Annotated in this window: 17 protein-coding genes and 1 pseudogene; 9 read left to right on the top strand and 9 right to left on the bottom strand. The window is 46.4% G+C overall.

Annotated features, from left to right (window positions below):
- The 3 genes and pseudogenes from ACYRYG_RS10680 to ACYRYG_RS10670 form a co-directional block, all read left to right on the top strand.
- Positions 1-181 (top strand): annotated as a pseudogene (locus tag ACYRYG_RS10680) (IS1595-like element ISPbu1 family transposase); the annotation flags it as partial.
- A gap of 642 nt (positions 182-823) precedes the next feature.
- Positions 824-2,752 carry an ATP-dependent zinc metalloprotease FtsH gene (ftsH, locus tag ACYRYG_RS10675; RefSeq protein ID WP_460198133.1) on the top strand — a complete coding sequence of 643 codons (1,929 nt, stop codon included), beginning with the start codon at positions 824-826 and terminating at the stop codon, positions 2,750-2,752.
- A gap of 249 nt (positions 2,753-3,001) precedes the next feature.
- Positions 3,002-3,571, top strand: coding sequence for a hypothetical protein (locus ACYRYG_RS10670; RefSeq protein WP_293416775.1), 570 nt, complete (start codon positions 3,002-3,004; stop codon positions 3,569-3,571).
- Between the two features lie 47 nt (positions 3,572-3,618).
- Here ACYRYG_RS10670 and ACYRYG_RS10665 read toward each other — a convergent pair whose 3' ends face one another.
- Together ACYRYG_RS10665 and ACYRYG_RS10660 are read right to left on the bottom strand one after the other, a co-directional pair.
- Positions 3,619-4,290 carry a YggS family pyridoxal phosphate-dependent enzyme gene (locus ACYRYG_RS10665; RefSeq protein WP_293416778.1) on the bottom strand — a complete coding sequence of 224 codons (672 nt, stop codon included), beginning with the start codon at positions 4,288-4,290 and terminating at the stop codon, positions 3,619-3,621.
- A gap of 66 nt (positions 4,291-4,356) precedes the next feature.
- Positions 4,357-4,896: a DUF4494 domain-containing protein gene (locus ACYRYG_RS10660; protein WP_293416781.1), complete on the bottom strand. Its 540-nt coding sequence runs from the start codon at positions 4,894-4,896 to the stop codon at positions 4,357-4,359.
- 115 nt (positions 4,897-5,011) lie between these two features.
- On the opposite strand from ACYRYG_RS10660, the gene ACYRYG_RS10655 reads away from it, so the two are divergent.
- The 4 genes from ACYRYG_RS10655 (at position 5,012) to ACYRYG_RS10640 (ending at position 11,064) form a co-directional block, all read left to right on the top strand.
- Positions 5,012-6,223 carry a pyridoxal phosphate-dependent aminotransferase gene (locus tag ACYRYG_RS10655; protein ID WP_460198131.1) on the top strand — a complete coding sequence of 404 codons (1,212 nt, stop codon included), beginning with the start codon at positions 5,012-5,014 and terminating at the stop codon, positions 6,221-6,223.
- Positions 6,224-6,232: 9 nt separating this feature from the next.
- Positions 6,233-7,480, top strand: coding sequence for an ABC transporter permease (locus ACYRYG_RS10650; protein WP_293416787.1), 1,248 nt, complete (start codon positions 6,233-6,235; stop codon positions 7,478-7,480).
- Positions 7,481-7,686: 206 nt separating this feature from the next.
- Complete coding sequence (locus ACYRYG_RS10645; RefSeq protein ID WP_293416790.1) at positions 7,687-9,351, top strand: AMP-binding protein; 1,665 nt, start codon at positions 7,687-7,689, stop codon at positions 9,349-9,351.
- 48 nt (positions 9,352-9,399) lie between these two features.
- Positions 9,400-11,064 (top strand): AMP-binding protein, encoded by a 1,665-nt coding sequence (locus ACYRYG_RS10640; RefSeq protein ID WP_293416850.1) that lies wholly within the window; start codon positions 9,400-9,402, stop codon positions 11,062-11,064.
- 54 nt (positions 11,065-11,118) lie between these two features.
- On the opposite strand, the gene ACYRYG_RS10635 is transcribed toward ACYRYG_RS10640, so the two are convergent.
- Together ACYRYG_RS10635 and lepA are read right to left on the bottom strand one after the other, a co-directional pair.
- Positions 11,119-11,718, bottom strand: coding sequence for a Crp/Fnr family transcriptional regulator (locus ACYRYG_RS10635; protein WP_293416793.1), 600 nt, complete (start codon positions 11,716-11,718; stop codon positions 11,119-11,121).
- 130 nt (positions 11,719-11,848) lie between these two features.
- Complete coding sequence (lepA, locus tag ACYRYG_RS10630) at positions 11,849-13,645, bottom strand: translation elongation factor 4 (RefSeq protein ID WP_293416796.1); 1,797 nt, start codon at positions 13,643-13,645, stop codon at positions 11,849-11,851.
- Between the two features lie 86 nt (positions 13,646-13,731).
- Between lepA and ACYRYG_RS10625 the strand changes: the two genes are divergently transcribed.
- Positions 13,732-14,199, top strand: a complete 468-nt coding sequence (locus ACYRYG_RS10625; protein WP_460198129.1) for a hypothetical protein — start codon at positions 13,732-13,734, stop codon at positions 14,197-14,199.
- 397 nt (positions 14,200-14,596) lie between these two features.
- On the opposite strand, the gene ACYRYG_RS10620 is transcribed toward ACYRYG_RS10625, so the two are convergent.
- From ACYRYG_RS10620 to ACYRYG_RS10600, 5 genes are all read right to left on the bottom strand, one after another.
- Positions 14,597-14,848 carry a TIGR03905 family TSCPD domain-containing protein gene (locus ACYRYG_RS10620; RefSeq protein WP_460198128.1) on the bottom strand — a complete coding sequence of 84 codons (252 nt, stop codon included), beginning with the start codon at positions 14,846-14,848 and terminating at the stop codon, positions 14,597-14,599.
- Positions 14,848-15,594 carry a YebC/PmpR family DNA-binding transcriptional regulator gene (locus ACYRYG_RS10615; RefSeq protein ID WP_293416802.1) on the bottom strand — a complete coding sequence of 249 codons (747 nt, stop codon included), beginning with the start codon at positions 15,592-15,594 and terminating at the stop codon, positions 14,848-14,850. Before ACYRYG_RS10615 ends, ACYRYG_RS10620 begins: the two co-directional genes overlap by 1 nt.
- Before the next feature lie 64 nt (positions 15,595-15,658).
- Positions 15,659-18,127: a phenylalanine--tRNA ligase subunit beta gene (gene pheT / locus ACYRYG_RS10610; RefSeq protein WP_460198126.1), complete on the bottom strand. Its 2,469-nt coding sequence runs from the start codon at positions 18,125-18,127 to the stop codon at positions 15,659-15,661.
- 232 nt (positions 18,128-18,359) lie between these two features.
- The gene (locus ACYRYG_RS10605) at positions 18,360-19,004 is read right to left on the bottom strand and encodes a cytidylate kinase-like family protein (protein ID WP_293442946.1); all 645 of its coding nucleotides are present in this window, start codon (positions 19,002-19,004) and stop codon (positions 18,360-18,362) included.
- Positions 19,005-19,162: 158 nt separating this feature from the next.
- Positions 19,163-20,788, bottom strand: a complete 1,626-nt coding sequence (locus ACYRYG_RS10600; protein ID WP_293442949.1) for an NAD(P)/FAD-dependent oxidoreductase — start codon at positions 20,786-20,788, stop codon at positions 19,163-19,165.
- Positions 20,789-21,038: 250 nt separating this feature from the next.
- On the opposite strand from ACYRYG_RS10600, the gene ACYRYG_RS10595 reads away from it, so the two are divergent.
- Positions 21,039-21,305, top strand: a complete 267-nt coding sequence (locus ACYRYG_RS10595) for a hypothetical protein (RefSeq protein WP_293428852.1) — start codon at positions 21,039-21,041, stop codon at positions 21,303-21,305.
- Positions 21,306-21,384: the final 79 nt, after the last annotated feature.

Here is a 21,384-nt window from a genome sequence, read left to right as displayed (position 1 = left end):
GAATGCAAAGTCACTTTTGCTTGATATGTATCATGGCATCAAAGACGAGTTCCTTCAGAGTTATCTGGATGAATTCTGCTGGAAGTTCAACCGAAGATCATTTGGTGACAGACTTTTTGACAGGCTACTTGTTGCGGCTATGTCCTATAGGCCGATGTTTCAGCACAGAATCTATGATTGAAGAAAATCTCTCAGTTGAGGATAATCATATATTTTTTTATCCATCTTTTACACTATTTTGCTTATCTGCATCTTCAACCCTAAAATATTATCACTTATAAGACAAATGATAAAAATAAGGCTAAGTTTAGTTCACACTTTTTTAAATTTCAGAGCAGATTACAGAGGAACCGTTCAATTATCTTAACGTTCTATTTTTAAAACCTTTAAGACTGAAAGGACCAACTATCTCGATCAACAATTTTTTCATCTCCACGAGTTCTTATATATTCAAAACGCCCATACTTATCAATCTTTCAAAGGAAATTCGATCTTTAACATCAGTTATCACTCTGCTTTCACATCTGAATTTATCATTTAAAAGAGAGAATCCCTATTTCCTCCATCATCAAGTCTTTTTTACTCCCATCAAAAAAGTATTAATCAATAGATTACCTTATTATTATATTCTTGACATCAGAATTTTTAATATCACATAATTCTTCTGAGAATGTTCTCGATTAATAAACCATAATACACCTTCTGTTAACAAGCGGTACGACTGCCCCACATAATCCTCAGGGAAATAAAAAGATTCATCAAATTTCACTTGCAAATTACCTACTTTTTTTATAACTTCGCATAATAATCAACATCGTGAAATATGATGAAAATGAATAACAATAAGAAAAAGGCTCCAAAATCATCTAAAACCTATAATTTCTGGGGAGTCTTTTACAGTATTCTGTTACTGGTCCTCCTCAACGGACTATTATTCCCGAGTCTTCAGAAACCCAAAATCGTCAACACAGACTATGGTACTTTCATTGCTGAATTAAACAGTAATAGAGTTAAGGATGTAGTTATTAAAAATCACATCATTTATTTTACTGTAGTCGCTCGAACAGGAGAAATCAGCTATCAGACCACAGAGATTAATGATCCGGATCTGGTAAATCGCCTGATAAAAGCGAAAAGTCCGAATAAGAACGGAAAGATCACCTTTTCTGAAACTCCGCCTAAAAAAGATTCACCTCTGCTCGATTTCTTTCTGTGGTGGATACTGCCCGGCCTGATCCTCTACTGGATCTGGCAGAAAGGTTCCAGTAAAATGATGGCAGGAGCAGGCAATTTTATGTCCTTTGGTAAAAGCGGAGCAAAAGTCTATGCAGAGAATAGTGTCAAAACGGTCTTTGCTGATGTTGCCGGTCAGGATGAAGCTAAAGATACTCTGAAAGAGGTAGTCGATTTTCTCCATAATCCAAAGAAATATACCCGTCTGGGAGCAAAATTACCCAAAGGTGTACTGCTCGTTGGTCCTCCAGGAACAGGAAAGACCCTCATTGCGCGTGCTGTAGCAGGTGAGGCACATGTTCCTTTCTTCTCTATCTCCGGCTCTGAATTCGTACAGATGTTCGTCGGTATGGGAGCTGCCAAGGTGCGTGACCTGTTCAAACAGGCTTCTGAAAAAGCACCTTGCATTATCTTCATTGACGAAATTGATGCCATCGGTAAAAGTCGTGATAGTGCGATGGGCGGCAATGACGAACGGGAACAAACTCTCAACCAACTCCTTACAGAAATGGATGGTTTTGATGCCACAAAGGGTGTAGTCATCCTTGCCGCCACCAACCGGCCAGAAAGTCTGGACAAGGCCTTGCTGCGTCCGGGACGTTTTGACCGTCGTGTACAAATGGAACTGCCAGACCTGGCAGGAAGAAAGGCTATTTTCAAAGTTCATCTGAAAAACATCAAGCATGGTGCCATAGACCTGGACCTTATTGCCCGGTCAACAGCAGGTTCGTCAGGAGCTGAAATTGCCAACATCGTCAACGAAGGAGCTCTCCGCGCCGTCCGTCTGGGGAAAAAGGAAGTGGGGACTGATGATCTGGAAGAGAGCGTAGAAACGGTTATGGTAGGAGAGCAGAAAAAAGGAGCTGTCATCAATCCTAAAGAGAAAAAGATCATATCCTATCATGAAATAGGACACGCTATGGTAGCAGCACTACAAAGTCATACGGCCCCCGTACAGAAAATCACCATCATTCCACGCACGTCAGGAGCATTAGGCTATACCATGCAAGTTGATGAAGGAGAAAAACACCTGTTAAGCAAGCAGGAGTTGCTTAACCGCATTGCAACCTGCACAGGCGGACGGACAGCTGAAGAAGTAATATGTCATACCTGCACAACCGGCGCAAGCAATGACATCGAACAGGCTACCAAAATGGCACGCTACATGATTACCATGTATGGAATGAGTGATAAATACGGAATGATGCAACTGGAAAGTATCCAGAACAGATATTTAGGTGGTAACAGTTCACTGATCTGTTCAGCCCAGACAGCCTCTGATATTGACCAGGAAGTTCGTTCAATCATAGAAAAGGCTCATGCTAAAGCCGTTGACATCATTTCGACCCACCATAAGGAAATGGATGAAGCTGCAGCTATCTTGCTTGAGAAAGAAACCATTTCTGGAGAGGAATTCATGGAAATCCTTAGACGTAATGGAGACTTCCCGGAGGAAGGAAACAAGAATCAGAAGAGTCTGCCAGAAGAGAACAAGGATGAAACCTTACAGGGAAATTGAGACCCAGTTGCTTCTCTGAAGACAAATCCTTTTCTGCAAGAAAAAGGAAGAAGTACAAACCATAGGAAGAATAAACGCAATAGGGTATTTCCTCGTAACAAAAGGGGTATTCCTATCGCTTTTTAGGGATCTCAATCCTATAAACTGGTGACAAATTCATAAATTTGCAAAAGAAACCTGAGGGCACCTGATCAAATTCACCCCCGAAGGCCGAACAAAGGTTTGTTTAATTCTTTAATGCTTACGATTATGAAACGGAATATCTTCTTACTTGCAGCCTTGTTGATCATGTCCTTATCAGCAAAGGCAATGGGCTATAAAAGAGCGGCTGTTGAAGCCAGGTACCTGACGGATAAAATGGCTTATGAGATGGGACTCTCTTCCCGTGAATATGACAGGGCATACCGCATCAACCTCAACTATTTCTTGGGTATCAACGACAGAAATGACCTTTATGCTTCCGGATGGCGGACACGCAGCTCCGCTTTCAGGGTTTTCTTCAACAACAGACAGTGGAATCTGTTCATCGGCACAGACTACTTTTACCGTCCTGTCTCCTGGCGCAATGGCAGTTACGTTTATAATGTTTATTCGAGGTATCCCCGCCATGACAATGGTCGCCATCGTGGAAATTACAACAGTCAGTATCGTGGAGATTACAACGATCGGCATCGTGGAAATTACAACGGCCGCCACTATGGGCAGGACAGGAAAAACTCGCACGATGAAGTTTACGGATTTGATCGTCAGCCCTATCGTAAAAATCAGGAGAAAATTGATAAACGTATGGAGAGGGGAAACAAGCATCATGAGTGGTGAGAAACGCTCTCCCTCATGAGGACCTCTCCCCAGGCAGACCAGTAAAATCAGTAGACCCTCGGTCCAAAAATAGCCGTACCGACACGGACCATCGTGGATCCGTGCTCTACGGCTACACGATAATCATGACTCATGCCCCAGGAACGTTCCTTGAAATCAGGATCATCAGCAAAATACTTAGACTTGACTTCTGTAAAGAATGTGGCAGCTTTATCAAATTCCTGAGCGATCTGATGCTGATCATCTATGTTTGAAGCCATCATCATCAGGCCACAGATCCGGACATGCTTCATATCCTTCCAAACTCCGGAGTCAAGCAGTTCCCGGCATGCATCCAGTGTCAATCCATATTTGGTAGCCTCCTCAGCGATATGAAGCTCAAGGAGCACCTTGATCACCCGGTTACATTTTGCAGCCTGCTTCTCGATCTCTTTCATCAATTTCACACTGTCACAGGATTCTACCATGGTGATATAAGGTACAATATATTTCACCTTATTTGTCTGAAGGTGACCGATAAAATGCCATTCAATATCCTTGGGAAGGACTTTCACTTTCTGTTCAAGTTCCTGTTCATGGCTCTCGCCGAAAACACGTTGGCCCTCGGCGTATGCCACTTCTACATATTCCTTAGGATGAAACTTGCTGATGGCAACCAATCTTACTCCATCGGGCAGGCTGTCCAGCACTTTGTGTAAATTCTTTGCAACATCAACCATTTCATTATTGATTAAAAATCACCTCCGCGGCAACAGGCCACGGAAGTGATCGTCATTTATCCTTCATTATTTGACTGCCCCAGCTTGCTGATCAGGATCAGATGGCTGTTCCTCATATTCAGGGACATCATTTTTCTCCTCTTTCTTTTTTGAAGTTCCAGGAGCATGATGTTCAAAGACATCCATAATCTGCGTCTCGACAATAGAAGCGATCACATAATCGATCATCGTGCCGCCCATGACCTCATCAACATGCTTCACGGCACCTGGCAGAGAAGCAGCCTGAACCAGATAATACACGTTGGAACGTTTCTCTTTCTCACTCTTCTCATCAATGGTGATAAACTGCAGTTTGGCTTTATACCATTTATCATCTGAATCCATGTCACTGAAAAAGACCTCGCCGTATGAAGCCGGTTTAATATCCGTAATCTTCATCTCTCCGCTGATATAAGAAGACATCTCCTCAATGATCGTGTTTTCAGCTTCCGTGAAACTCAAGGCATCGACGACATACTGTTCCGTAACCTTTTTCTGCATGCCATCTTCCATCATCTTCTCATATCTGATCTTGGTCTCAAACCAAGTACTCGTTCTGGATCTCATAATCGATTTAATTAGTATTTGTGAAAGTTCGTTTATTCTTAATTTTTCTCAATCATCATGCAAAGATAATAAAAATTTCCTTATCTTTGCAATTCGATAATTAATTATTCATACAATGCCAGAAATATCAGTACGTGGATTAAACATGCCAGAGTCACCAATTCGCAAATTAGCACCATTGGCGGCGGCGGCAAAAGAAAAGGGCATTAAGGTTTACCACCTGAATATTGGTCAACCGGATATGCCTTCTCCACAATGCGGACTGGATGCACTCAAGCATATTGACCGCAAAGTTCTGGAATATGCTCCAAGTCAGGGCTTTTTAAGTTTTCGGACTAAATTAGTAGACTATTACAAACGATATAGTATCAATGTTTCTCCAGAGGACATCATTATCACCAGTGGAGGAAGCGAGGCTGTCATGTTCGCTTTCATGAGTTGTCTGAACCCCGGTGATGAGATCATCATGCCTGAACCCGGCTATGCCAACTATATGGCTTTCGCCGTTTCCGCAGGCGCCAAGATCCAGACCATCGCGACAACTATTGAAGAAGGTTTTTCCCTGCCTAAAGTAGAGAAATTCGAAGAACTGATCAACAGCCACACTCGTGCTATCATGATCTGTAACCCGAACAATCCGACGGGGTACCTCTACACACGCAGGGAGATGAACCAGATCCGCGACCTCTGCAAGAAATACGACCTGTTTCTATTCTCCGATGAAGTGTATCGTGAATATATCTACACCGGCTCTCCCTATATCAGTGCCATGCACCTGAAGGGCATTGAGCAGAACACGGTACTTATCGATTCCGTTTCCAAACGATATTCAGAGTGTGGAATCCGGATCGGGGCATTGATCACGAAAAACGAACAGGTACGAAAGGCGGTAATGAAGTTTTGTCAGGCCAGGCTGAGCCCTCCTCTCATCGGACAGATTGTCGCTGAGGCTTCGCTGGATGCGCCGAAAGAATACTACAGCAATGTCTACGATGAATATGAACTCCGCCGTAAATGTCTCATTGACGGACTGAACCGCATACCTGGCGTCTACTCCCCCATCCCGATGGGCGCTTTCTATACGGTAGCCAAACTGCCGGTAGATAATGCTGAAAAGTTCTGCAGGTGGTTACTGACCGACTTCCATTACGAGGGAGAAACTGTCATGCTGGCTCCTGCAGCAGGATTCTATACCACTCCCGGAGCGGGAATCGACCAGGTCCGCCTGGCTTATGTTCTGAAAAGACCCGACCTGGAAAAAGCACTTTTCCTGCTACACAAGGCTTTGGAAACTTATCCGGGACGAAAAAAGACATTTGATATCTGACACCCAGGCATGAATTTTCCTTTATACATAGCGAAGAAGATCTATTTTGATGCAGGCGGCAGGCAAAAGGTTTCCCAGCCGGCCATCCGCATCGCCACAGCAGGCGTAGCCATTGGCCTTGCCGTGATGATCATCTCTGTATGTATTGTTCTGGGATTCAAGCACTCCATACGAGACAAAGTCATCGGCTTCGGAGGACAAATCGAAGTAGCTGATTTTCTCACCTTACAGTCCAGCGGGAATTACCCTGTCGTCATCAACGATTCCATGATGAATGTGTTTAAGGGGATACCGGGCGTAAAGCATGTAGAGCGCTTTGCCCTTAAACAGGGAGTACTAAAAACTGACTCCGATTTTCTGGGAGTAGCCTTCAAGGGAGTAGGACCGGAATGGGATTCTACTTTCATCCATAAGAATATGGTGGCAGGAAGCATCCCGAAGTTTAGTGACAAAACCAGCAGCAATCATATTCTGGTTTCCAAACTGATGGCCGATAAACTTCATCTGAGCGTGGGACAGCGCATCTTTGCTTATTTCATAGACAGCAAGGGGGTCAGGATCCGACGTTTTACAATCCAAGGCATCTATGAGACCAATCTAAAGAAATATGATGAAATAACCTGCTATACCGACCTCTACACTGCCGTAAAGTTGAATGGCTGGGATAGCGACCAGGCCAGTGGTGCAGAGATAACGGTAAAGGATTTCAACAAAGTAAACGAGACTGAAGCTTATCTTATCAATAAGGTGAACCGGACAGTGGACCATTTCGGGGAAACTTATTCCAGTGCGACAATACAGGAAATTAACCCACAGATATTTGCATGGCTTGATCTGCTGAATCTGAATGTATGGGTCATCCTCGGCCTGATGATGGCTGTTGCCGTCGTCACGATGATTTCAGGATTACTGATCATCATTCTTGAAAGGACCAACATGATCGGCATATTGAAAGCTTTAGGTGCACGAAACAAGACCATCAGGCATACTTTCCTGTGGTTTGCCGCCTTTATCGTCGGCAAGGGATTACTCCTGGGGGATGCCATTGGCATCGGACTTCTTGCCTTACAGAGATATACAGGACTGATCAAACTTGATCCACAGACCTATTATGTCAATACCGTTCCTATAGAATTCAACTGGGCATTCATTTTAACCTTGAACATCATCACCATGATCATCAGCATGATGATGCTCGTGACTCCCAGTTATTTAATTTCACACATCCACCCCGCTCAAAGTATCCGATACGAATAGGAAGGAATTCCATCCTATGATCAGATCCCGCAAAAGGGCAGGCAGGAGCCGGCATTCTTGCCGACAAGTCACAGAAAACGAAGATTTATTGTCCCTTTTTCCCGTTAAAGACAAAATTCTTACAGAATTAACTAAAATACTGCACAGAAAGTTTTGGGATGTGCAGAAAACTGGTTACCTTTGCACAAAATTTTTAGTTTTGTGCAATGGATACGAATCTAAGCTTTAACTCGTATATTGAAAAAAGCATTGTAGATAATTGGGACAACGATTCACTTACTGATTACAAGGGAACAACTCTTCAATATCACGATGTTGCACGCAAGATTGAAAAACTCCATATCTTGTTTGAGAGCTGCAATATACATAAAGGTGATAAAATAGCTATATGCGGACGCAATAGTGCCAACTGGGCAGTTGCTTTCCTGGCGACACTGACATACGGCGCTGTAGCTGTACCCATCTTACATGAATTTACATCCGAACAAATACATAACATTGTCAATCATTCCGAAGCAAAAATTCTCTTTGCGGGTGACATTATTGCGACACAAATAGATCCCGAAAAAATGCCCAACCTTGAAGGCATTATCTATCTGCCCTATCGCTCTCTCATCCTATCCCGTAACCCGCAGTTTTCCTATACGGTAGAGCATGTCAATGAGATCTTCGGCAAGAAATACCCAAAGTATTTCGGCAAGGAGCACATCCACTATTATCACGATCAGCCAGACGAACTCGCGCTGATCAACTACACCAGCGGAACGACCGGTTTCTCAAAGGGCGTGATGCTCTCCTATCAGGCTCTCTGGAGCAATCTGGACTTCATCCTGAACGCCTTAGGACCACATCTGAAAAAGGGCAGCCCCGTGCTCAATATCCTGCCGATGGCCCACATGTACGGGTTGATGGTGGAATTTCTGTTCGAGTTCTGTTTCGGAAATCACATCTACTTTCTGACAAGGCTCCCCAGCCCCTCCGTCATCGCACAGGCCTTTCACGAGATTAAACCTGCGATCATCATCGCCGTACCACTGATTATAGAAAAGATCGTACGCAGAAAGATCATGCCGCTGCTCCAGACCAACAAGATGAGGCTGCTTCTGAGCATGCCGATCGTCAGCAAGAAAATCAAGGAAAATATCCTCGAAAGGGTAAAAGAACTGTTTGGAGGCAACCTGTACGAAATTATCATAGGCGGAGCAGGACTCAATAAAGAGGTTGAAAACTTCTTTACCAGCATACATTTCCCCATCACTATCGGTTACGGGACTACAGAGACCGCCCCGCTGATCACTTTCACCAACTGGGAGGATTTCGTTCCCGGCTCATGCGGGAAACCCGTTAAGAACATGGAGGTCAGGATATTAAGCCCTGACCCGGAGAATATTCCGGGAGAGATTATTACCCGCGGGCTCAATGTCATGCAAGGGTACTACAAGAACGAGGCAGCCACAAAGAAGGCACTCGTTGATGGCTGGTTTCACACAGGAGACCTGGGAACGATGGATAAAGGCAACAACCTGTTCATCAAGGGGAGGATAAAAAACATGCTCTTAGGAGCAGACGGACAGAATATTTATCCCGAAGAAATCGAAGATAAACTCAATTCCATGGCTATGGTCAATGAGAGCCTGGTCATCCAATCAGGCGGAAAACTCGTCGGTCTGGTCAATCCGAATCGTGAAGAGGCCCAGTCCTTAGGATTTACGGAAGAGGATCTCACAAACATTATGGAGCAGTATCGGAAACAATTGAATTCCGTACTCCCTTCCTTCTGCAAGATCTCACAGATCCAGCTCCAGGACAAAGAATTTGAAAAGACACCGAAAAGAAGTATCAAGCGTTATCTCTATAAGGATATGGTCTGATATGATCTTTTCTCACAATAAATTTGCACACAAAACATAGATCAAATGATGGAAAATATTCCCAGCTTAAATTCACTAATCGAGAAAAGCATTATTGACCATTGGGATTTTGATGCATTGACGGATTATAAGGGGAAAACCCTCCAATATAATGATGTAGCAAGGAAGATTGAAAAACTTCACATCCTGTTTGAATATTCGGGCGTAAAAGAGGGCGACAAGATAGCCCTCTGCGGGCGTAACAGTGCCTGCTGGGCCGTGGCCTTTTTAGCCACACTGACGTATGGATGCATCGCTGTACCCATTCTTCATGAGTTTACTGCCGACCAGATCCAGAATATCGTCAACCACTCCGATGCGCGGCTCCTCTTCGTAGGAGATATAGTAGCCACACAGATCAATACGACGAAAATGCCTAATCTGGAAGGTATCATCTATATCCCTGACTATTCCTTAATCCTCAGCAGAACGGATAAACTGACCTATGCGCGGGAGCATCTGAACGAAATATTCGGTCAGAAATTCCCCAAATATTTCAGGAAACAGCACGTTCATTACTATCGGGAGAAAAGTCCGGAGGAGATGGCACTCATCAATTATACCAGTGGGACTACAGGTTTTTCAAAGGGAGTGATGATCCCTTACAGAGCCCTATGGAGTAATCTTGACTTTGCCAAACAGGTTTTAGGTGACCGGATCAAACAGGGGTGCAAGACGATATGTATCCTTCCGATGGCCCACATGTACGGGATGTCCTTCGAATTTCTGTTTGAATTCCTGCAAGGCGTCCATATCTTCTTCCTGACACGCCTGCCCAGTCCGTCGATCATCGCCCAGGCCTTTGATGAGATACAGCCTTCCCTGATCATATCCGTTCCGCTGATCATCGAAAAGATCATCAGAAGGGAAGTCTTCCCGAAAATCCAGAATAATAAAATCCGTCTCCTCCTGAGCATGCCAGTTGTCGGCAAGAAAGTAAAGGAAAGGATCAAGGATCAAGTCATCAAAGCCTTTGGAGGAAAGTTCTATGAAATCATCGTCGGCGGAGCAGCCTTCAACCAGGAGGTAGAATCATTCCTGCGGCAGATTGATTTCCCTTATACCGTGGGTTACGGGGCCACGGAGACGGCGCCGATCATGTGTTATGCAGACTGGCATACCTTCGTGCAAGGGTCATGTGGCAGACCGGTCGTGCACATGCAATTACGAGTCAACAGCCCTGATCCGGAGAACATACCGGGAGAGATCCTGGCCAAGGGCCTGAATGTCATGCTGGGCTACTATAAAGACCCGGCTGCGACGAAAAAGGCCATCGACAAGGATGGCTGGTACCATACAGGTGATTTGGGGACAATGGATGCCGAAGGCAACCTCTTTATCAAGGGCCGCTCGAAGACTATGCTGCTGGGATCCAACGGACAGAATATTTATCCGGAAGAAATCGAGGACAAACTCAATTCCCTCACGCTCGTCAATGAATGTCTGGTGATCCAGGACAATCAGAAACTGATCGGTCTGGTTCATCCGGACTATGATGAAGCAAAAACACTGGGACTATCAAATGATGACCTGAAAAATATCATGGAACAGAACCGGCAGGAATTGAACGCACAGATGCCTGTCTACAGTAAGGTTGCAGAAATCAAGATCCAGAAAGAAGAATTCCAGAAGACGCCCAAAAAGAGCATCAAAAGGTATCTCTACGAAAAATAATGCCTCTCCCGGAATACCGGGCTCACGCAGCGAAGCGATACCTTACGGGGATTCTCAATCTTCGTTAAGAGCAGCAGTCCGGACACGACTCAAGGTTTCCGGAGTCATCTGCAAATAGTTAGCAATGTAATTCAGTGGAGCCCTCAGCACCAGTTGGGGGTTCAACTTGCAGATCTTCTTATAACGGGCCTGGGCCGTCTCAAAACGTACAAGGTCAGCATGTACCTGGGAGATGATCAGACTCTCTTCCAGGATCTTACGGTACAGCATCTGAATATTCACATTGTGAATAGCCTCCTCTTCCAGTCGCTTCTTTGGCAGAGCATAAACGATGGAAGGTTCCAGCGCCTCTACCTGAAGCTTAGACGGTTCCTCTCTGAAGAGACTCTCTATGCACATGAAAATCGATCCGTCAACACCCAGGTGCTCAGTCACTTCCTTGTCATTCTTAAAATAGAACTGACGGATCAAGCCCCGCCAGATATAATAGATGGATTTGCATACCTCTCCCTTATGAATGATCATATCTCCCTTGGCAAACTTCATAGGAACCAGGATACCCTCCAGGGTGGTCAGTTCGTCGTGAGTCATCGTACTGTACTTTCGCGCAAGTTCCCGAGCGATGTCTCGTGTGGTTACAGCTAATTCTTTCATACTTCCTCCTTATCAAAAATTACACTTATATCTTCTTTTAACATACCAATGAGGGGTGGTGCTTCCGGATGAGGCTTCAAAATCAAGAAGCCAACAAGATCAGATGACTGTCTCTGCGCCGGAGGACAGGTCAGTCATCCAGTTTCAGTACAGCCAGGAATGCCTTTTGAGGCACCTTGACATTCCCGATCTGTTTCATCCGCTTTTTACCCTTTTTCTGTTTTTCAAGTAATTTCCGTTTACGGCTCACATCTCCGCCATAGCATTTCGCCGTCACATCCTTACGGACCTGCTTGACGGTCTCCCGGGCAATAATCTTCCCTCCGATAGCCGCCTGAATGGCAATATCAAACTGCTGTCGAGGGATCAGCTCCTTTAACCTCTCACACATCTTCCTGCCAAAGGTCACCGCATTACTTTCATGAGTCAGGGTAGACAGGGCATCTACAGGCTCACCGTTGAGAAGGACATCCAACTTGACGAGCCGGGACGGCCGGTAAGAATCGAAATGATAGTCAAACGAGGCATAACCTTTAGAGATGCTCTTCAATTTGTCGTAGAAGTCGATGACGATCTCCCCTAAAGGCATCAAGAAATACAGTTCCACACGATCACCGCTCACATATTCCTGGTTAAGCAGCTCTCCCCGCTTATCCAGGCACAACTTCATGATCGGGCCGATAAACTTTGTCGAAGTGATGATGCTAGCCCGGATATAGGGTTCCTCGACATGCTCAATCAGCGTCTGGTCCGGCAGCCCGGCAGGGTTGTGAACTTCCGAGACATTCCCCTGTTTATCGAAGACCTTATAGCTTACATTAGGAACCGTAGTGATGACATCCATATTAAACTCACGATCAAGTCGTTCCTGCACGATCTCCATGTGCAAGAGACCGAGGAAGCCACAACGGAATCCGAATCCCAGGGCGATGGAACTCTCAGGGGAGAAAGTAAGGGACGCATCATTCAACTGGAGTTTCTCCAATGAAGTACGCAGGTTTTCATAATCATTAGGATCAATAGGATAAACCCCGGCGAAGACCATGGGTTTAACCTCCTGGAAACCCTCAATAGCCTGAGTACACGGACGTTCAGTGGCCGTAACCGTGTCCCCTACCTTCACCTCAGTAGGATCCTTGATCCCGGTAATGATGTAGCCCACCTCACCCGTGGAAAGTGTATCCCGTGGAACCAGGTCCATTTTCAGCACCCCCACCTCTTCAGCCACATATTGCATTCCCGTATTGAAAAGTTTCACCTTTTCCCCTTTCCTGATAAAACCATTATCCACCTTACAGAGAATAATGATTCCCCGGAAAGGATTGTATAGCGAGTCGAAGATCAAAGCCTGGGTGGGCGCATTGGCATTCCCCTGGGGATGGGGGATCCGGAGGACGATAGACTCGAGGATCTCCTCTACCCCTTCGCCTGTTTTTGCAGAAGCCCTCAGGACATCCTTCCGGTCACAACCCGTCAGATCCACCATCTCATCCTCCACTTCATCCGGCATAGCATTCGGCATGTCGATCTTATTGATGACCGGAATAATCTCAAGATTATGGTCCACGGCCATATACAGATTAGAGATGGTCTGAGCCTGCACCCCCTGTGTGGCATCCACCACCAGCAAGGCACCCTCACAGGCAGCTATACTCCGGGACACTTCATAAGAAAAGTCCACATGTCCGGGAGTATCGATCAGGTTAAGGATATAACTCTTTCCATCACGGGCCTTGTACTCCATCTGGATAGCATGGCTTTTGATGGTAATACCCCGCTCCCGCTCCAGATCCATATCATCCAGCATCTGCCCTTCTGTGATCTTGATCGTATGAGTCTTCTCCAGAAGGCGGTCAGCCAGCGTAGACTTACCATGGTCAATATGAGCGATGATGCAAAAGTTTCTGATTTTACTGATATTATCCATGCGTTATTCTCACTTTTTAGAACACAAAGATACAAAGTTTTTATTATTTCTTTGTATATTTGCAAAAATAAAATTTAAAGTTAATAATGACGACTAATACATTTCATTCCCATTACACCCTACATTCCGTATGGAATAAACCTATTCTGGGAATGGCCCTTCTGTTCTGTTTTACCTTATCTGCCTGTCATGAGAGTCTTTCAGACCGGGCAGTGCGTGAAAGCAAGGAATACACGGAGAAGTTCTGCCCCACTCCCGTCATCAATGACGAGCGAACGGACAGCATGTCTTTCGATAAGGCTACGCACACGATGAATTATTATCGGACACTTTCGGGCAAGGCCGATAATCCCCAGGTCATCAAGTTCAATGCAAAGAAGTTGAAAGGGGTATTGCTGACGGCCCTGATCGACGATCCCAGTTCAAAAGCTTACAAAGATGCCGGTTTCAATTTCCGTTTTCTGTACCGTTCTGCCAGGCACAGGGGGAAAACTCTTTTCGAAGCGGTCTATACGCCCAGGGATTATCAAAAGGGACACTCCGGAAGACCATAACATAGTGACCGAAAAATAGCAGGTTAAAGGAGGAAAAACTTACCAAGCCGTAGGAAGATGATTACCAGGCCGTGGTAACGAACTTACCAGGCCGTGGAGACATGCTTACCAAGTCTTGGAGACAAGATTACCAGGCCGTGGTAAAATTGCCGACATAATATATACAGGAATCAGTTACATCTTTTGTTGTTGCTAAATTACCTTTTAGTTGACTAAGATAATTTGTTAACCACAGATCAGATGGTCACCGAGGCAGTTGGCATCCCCTTGATTCCCTATTGAGTATGGCAGAAAAACCTTACTTGCAAGAAAGGCAAAATAAGAAAGGGATGGACGCAAGTTTTCAACTTTTGCGTCCATCCCTTTTTCGACAGGAAAGATCCACTGCCGTCAATAGTCAATAGCCCATCTCTTCCAGGGCATGAGCCAACTGATCAGGGCAGCTCGTAGGCCTCTTTCCACAAAGAATACCCTTGAGACGATTCTTGACCTCGGTTGCTTTCATCCCCCTAATCAGCGAGCAGATTCCCTTCGCATTCCCCTCACAGCCACCCGTAAAACGTACGTTTCCGACATTTCCGTGATCATCCACATCCACATCGATCCACACGCTGCAAGTGCCGTGGGTCTTATATCTCAAATGTGCCATCAGGCCTCTTCTTCTGTCTCCTCCTCAGGCTTCATGTTCGTATATACATTCTGCACATCCTCAAACTCCTCGAGTTTATCCTGCATCTCATCGATCGTCTTCCGCTGCTCCGGAGTCACATCCTTCAGGTCATTCGGAATACGGGTAAACTCAGCAGTAGTAATCTCAAAGTCATGATCCTCCAGGTATTTCTGGATATCCCCGAAACTCTTCGGGTCACCATAGATCGTAATCTCACCCTCCTCCTCATCGTCATCATAATCATCATCCACGCCATAATCAATCAGATCCAGGATGATTCCGTCCATGTCCATATCCTCTTTCTTCTTGAAGGAGAACACGCACTTATGATCAAAAAGATAGCTCAGGGATCCCTGAGTTCCCAGGTTACCATTAAACTTATTGAACACGGAACGCACATCTGCCACTGTACGGGTGGTATTATCCGTCAAGGTATCCACAAAGACAGCAATCCCATGAGGGCCATAACCTTCATAAGACACCTCCTTATATTCACTCTGATCCTTTCCCTGAGCATTTTTGATGGCACGAGCCACATTATCCTTGGGCATATTCTCCCGCTTGCAAGTAGCTATGATTGCACGCAGATTAGGATTATTTTCAGGATCAGGCCCGCCCTCCTTGACAGCGATAGTAATTTGTTTACCTAATTTCGTAAATGTACGGGCCATGTGCCCCCATCTTTTCAGCTTTGTAGCCTTTCGATATTCAAATGCTCTTCCCATTGGAGTAATATTAATTTTTTATCTTAAAAATCTTGATTGAAAATGTATAAAAAGTATAAAAGGATCACCTTAATTCAGCATGCAACTGAGTTGTCAACTGATGGATCAGTTTTTTCATTACCGTGTCGATTGCCTTATCATCCAGCGTCTTCGCATCATCCTGAAGGATGAAATTGATAGCATAGCTCTTCTTTCCAGATGGCAGGTTCTTTCCTTCATAGACATCGAAAAGTTCGACTCTCTTCAAGAGTTTTTTCTCCGTCTTACGGGCTATCTGCTCAATCTGGCTGAATTCGACATTCTTGTCTATCAGCAATGCCAGATCACGGCTGACCGCCGGGAACTTGCTGACCTCCTTAAACTCAAACTTAATTTTACGGATAGTCCTGGCCAGATCTGTCAAGTCAATGTCTGCGAAGAACACGTCCTGATTCAGTTCAAAAGCCTTTTTAATCTTCAAGTCCACGATACCTGCCTCCGCCAGCAGGTCCCCCTGATGGGTCTCATACCGCAAACCTTTGGAGAAGATATTATTGTCACTCGTTTTAACAACCACCGTATGATACTTCAAGCCACAGACCCGCAAGATATTTTCCACGTAGGCCTTCAACTCGAAGAAACTGCTATCCTCATCCGGGTGAGCCCAGGAACCCTCCACACGCTTACCGGTCACCCAAAGACCCAGATGATGCGACTGTTTATAAGCATTGATCGGGTGCTCCGGTGTTCTCTTTTCGGCGAGAAACCGGTAACAGTTACCGACCTCGAAGAACTTCAGGTTCGGATTTTTACGATGCACATTACGTACGATACTCTCCAGTCCGCCAAAGAGCAGCGTCTGCCGCATCACTCCCAGGTCAGAACTCAACGGGTTCATCACCTTTACCGTAACATCCCAGGGATACCTGTTGAGTTGAGTCCCCTGATAGTATGCAGTCTTTGTCAGAGAATTATTCATAATCTCAAAGAAGCCACACCCCACCAGCAGTTCAGAGACATGGTTTTCCAGATCAGCTTTCTGATCCTCCACCCCCTGGATATTCAATGAGCTCTTCAAAGTCAGAGGGATCTCCACATTATTATATCCGTAAATGCGCAGAATATCTTCCACTACGTCACACGGGCGCTGTACATCCACCCGATAAGGAGGAACGGAAAGATCCAATCCTTCAGAGTCCTCTCCCTTGATCTTCATCTCAAGGCTTGTGACAATATTTTTTATCGTCGTCCGGTCAAGTTGCTTTCCGATCAACCGGTCACAATATTCATAATTCAAACGGACGTCAAAATCCCCGATTGGTTCCGGGTAGACATCCTTAATGGACATGCTCACCTTTCCCCCCGCAAGTTGGCAGCAGAGGATGGCAGCCTGCTTGAGGGCATAGATAATCCCATTCGGGTCTATTCCCCGTTCAAACCGATAACTGGCATCCGTTCCCAATCCGTGGCGGCGTGCGCTCTTTCGGATCCAGGTAGGATGGAAGTAAGCACTTTCCAGGACCACATTCCGTGTCGTCTCGTAAGTTCCCGAGCCTTTCCCGCCGAAAATCCCGGCAATGCACATCGGTTCCTCAGCATTGCAGATGCTCAGGTCATGTGCCCCGAGGGTATGCTCAACCCCATCAAGGGTGACAAATTTTGTTCCCTCAGGCTGAGTCCGGACCACGATCTTGTGGCCCTTCACCATATCGGCATCAAAGCAGTGCATCGGCTGGCCGTATGCCATCATGATATAGTTTGTAATATCCACGATATTATTAATCGGGCGTAATCCGATGACACGGAGTTTATCCTGCAGCCATTTCGGACTCTCCTTCACGTCACAGTCCGTAATACTTACACACGCATAACGCTTGCAAGCCTCCGTATTCTGTATCTCCACCTCTATCGGCAGGTCATGGTTATCTACCCGGAAGGCATCACAGTCAGGACGATGGAGACGTGTCTGATACCCATTCTGCTTCAGCCACGCATACAAGTCACGGGCTACTCCGTAATGACTGAGTGCATCTCCACGGTTAGCCGTAATATCAATCTCGATGACCCAGTCACTTTCCAGATGATAGTATTCAGCCGCGGGAATCCCCACCACCGCCTCATCAGGAAGGACGATGATGCCCGAATGATCCGTGCCAATACCTATTTCGTCTTCAGCACAAATCATCCCACAACTTTCCACTCCACGAAGCTTTGCTTTCTTGATGATAACCTTCTGGTCCCCATCATAAAGTTCACACCCCACATCAGCGACGATCACCTTTTCACCTGCCGCCACATTAGGAGCACCGCAGATGATCTGGCTCGGTGTACCTTTCCCCAGATCCACCGTAGTGATATGCAGATGGTCAGAGTTAGGATGCGGCTCACAAGTCAGGACCTTGCCTACATATAATCCTTTCAAGCCACCCTTGACCGTCTGGACCTCTGTAAGGGCATCAACCTCAAGACCTGTAGAAGTCAGCGCGTCCGCTGTCTCCTGAGGCGTCAGGTCAAAATCGACGTATTCTTTAAGCCATTTATACGAAATGTTCATTATAATGATTTTATATAATTTCTGAAACTCTGCAAAAATACGAAAAAATCAGTAGATAAACAAATTTTTTGTAAACTTGCTTCATCATTCATGACCATAAGGCATCAGTGAACATCGGTCAGGTCACATACACGATCAGGTACCAACAGACCAGGAAAGAACCGTTACGGAAAGAGCACATCCCGCACCCGAGGAAACGCCTCCATCCGAGCAGCAATCTTCCGGAATATGCTCATCGCATTCTCCCCTTCCAGAACTTTCCCACAAAATCCACCAGGAAATCAACGGCTCCCTCAATCCCTAAAGTCCCCTCATTAAGGGTAAGTTGATAATTCCGAGTATCATACCATTCCTTTCCTGTGAACGTCCGGGTATAGAGTTGGCGGGTATAATCGTGGTCAGAAATCATCTGCCGGGCCTTGTCCTCACGAACATTATAACGTCCTTCGATCCGCTCTATGCGGTCCGCCAGAGGAGCATAGACAAAGACTTTCAAGGCAAGGGGATCCTCCCCGAACACATGAAAGCCACAACGGCCCACGACCACACAACTCTCTCTACTTGCAATATCCTTCATTGCCTCCGCCTGAGCGAAGAAGAGCTGTCTGGAAGTGATGTCCCTTCCGCTGGCTTTATATTCATGCTTACTCGTATAATCCTGGTAGAACTTAGCGAAATCATCCCACCAGGAAGGGTGTCTCAATTCCAATTTCTCAGTCTGTTCCTCAGTCAGATGATACCTTTCAGCCACCGCCTTCAGTATTTGCCTATCCATCAGTTTGACCTGCAGGCGCTGAGCCAGCAGGCGCCCGATCTCATGTCCGCCGGAGCCGAACTCCCGGTTGATGGTAATAACGAATTGGTCAGAAATATTCATGGCTTGAAATTTAGATTAAACGATTGCCGCGCCCACGGCCCTTCCGGACTTTCCGGATGCCATACAAAGATACAAAAGATTAATCAAACCCCTCATCCTTTTGCAAAAAGTTTAAGAAAAACCAGAGCTCCCATGATCCGGTACGGATCACGATACCCTCACCGGTCAGAGGGAGCAGCCTGAAGATAAGCCGCACAACTGTCCGCACAACGTTCCCCGTCAATCCCCGCGCTGACAATTCCCCCTGCATATCCAGCACCTTCACCACAAGGAAAGAGCCCCTCGATACGCAGATGCTGCAAGGTTACACGGTCACGTACGATTCTCACCGGTGCAGAGGTCCTGGTCTCCACAGCCATCAGCACCGCCTCATTTGTCAGGAAGCCATGGGCATGGCTGCCAAAGGACCTGAACCCCTCCTGAAGTCTCTTGGCGATAAAGGGAGGCAGCCAGAAGTGCAACGGACTGGAGATCAGTCCTGGAGCATAACTCGACGCCGGCAGGTCATACGACAGATGACCGTTGACGAAATCGGTCATCCGCTGGGCAGGAGCCGTCTGCTTATGGTTTCCCTGTTGCCAGCACATCTTTTCCAACTGCTCCTGAAGGTACATCACTTTCAGCACCTCCGGGTGTGTCCCCTCCTCCTCAGTCTGGAAAGTCAAGGGCAACTCTTTCGTCCCGACATCTTCCGGCCGGATTTCCACGACCATGCCCGAATTCGACCAGGCAGTCCCCCGGTTGGACGGGCTCATTCCATTGACAACGATTTGTTCAGGTCCCGTAGCGGCAGGGATGACAAAACCACCCGGGCACATACAGAAACTGTAGACCCCGCGCCCCTCCACCTGGGTGACGAAGGAATACTCTGCCGCCGGCAGATAGTCCCCTCTGCCCGCCCGACTGTGATACTGAATCTGGTCAATCAACTTTGAAGGATGTTCCAGGCGCACGCCGGCAGCAATCCCTTTAGCCTCCATCTCGATGCCTGTACGGGCAAGATAGCGATAGACATCCCGTGCGGAATGTCCCGTAGCCAGGATGACAGGTCCGCGGAAAGTCTCTTCCGCTCCGGTGTTCAGGTCCACCGCCTCCACGCCGACTACCCTGTCGTGCTCCGTCTGAAGGGCCGTCATCTTCGTCTGGAAATGCACTTCGCCACCACTCTTCAGAATGGTCTCCCGCATATTTTCAATCACCCGCGGCAATTTGTCCGTTCCGATATGCGGATGGGCGTCTGCCAGTATAGACAACGGTGCACCATGCTGGCAAAAGACATTCAATATTTTTTCCACCGATCCCCGCTTTTTACTGCGTGTGTATAATTTTCCATCCGAATAGGCCCCGGCCCCCCCTTCACCGAAACCGTAATTACTTTCCGGGTTCACCTTCTGTGTCCGGGAGATCTGAGCCATATCCACTTTCCTCGAATGCACATCTTTCCCACGTTCCAGAACCACAGGCCTGATCCCCTTTTCTATCAGTCGTAAAGCAGCAAAAAGGCCGCCAGGTCCCTCGCCTACCACGATAACCGGTGTCTTCCCGCTTACCTCCGGGTAGCAGGTGCGGGCAAACTCATCCTCCTGTGGCATCTCATTGAGATAAGCCCGGACTTTCAGATTCACATAGATGACCCGCTGACGAGCATCGATGCTACGGCGCAAGACACGGACATGGGTAAGGGTCTGGGCCTCCAGCCCCTCCTCCCTGACGAGATATTGTGCAATGCTTGCCTCTGAACAGGCCACCTGAGGCAAGACTCTGATTTGGTATTCTTTGATCATACCTGCAAAAATAAGAAGTTTTCTGCAATCTTACAAGATAAATCCATGAAGTTTCCATCATGACCCCTTCATTTCCCCTGTCCCGTCCCCGCTGCCCAGGTGGGGCTGTTCCATCCAGGAAAAGGACAGACCCCGGAAAGTTATTTCTGATAAAAATTTTGGAAACGAGTTGAATATTTTCTATATTTGCAAGACCAGAGCCAGAAACAAGAGCAACCGGCATTTTTCAAATCCGTAAATAAAGTCCTGTATGAGCAAAAAAGATCTGATGAACATCCTCTCCCTGTTGATGGTAGCCTACATAGGATTCCAGGAAAAATACTCCTACGCCCACTACCACGGTCAGTCATGGTTTAAGATCATGATCATCCTTATACCCCTGATTTTCATGACTGTGATGGCCGCCCTGATCAGGAAGAGCAAAATGGGCAAGAAGGGACAAACATGGGCAATGATCGCATTAGGCATCTGCGTAGCGGCATTGCTCATCATGAACATCACAGAATTCCTGTGCTGAGCAGGAACGTCCGGTCACAAAATCACGGAGCTCTCCAAAGGATACGGCAGACAACTCTCTCCTGGACGGAGTCATACGC

This window comes from Segatella asaccharophila (genome assembly GCF_054687055.1).
Note: the sequence above shows the minus strand (reverse complement) of the source record. Positions and strands in the feature narration are given on the sequence as shown.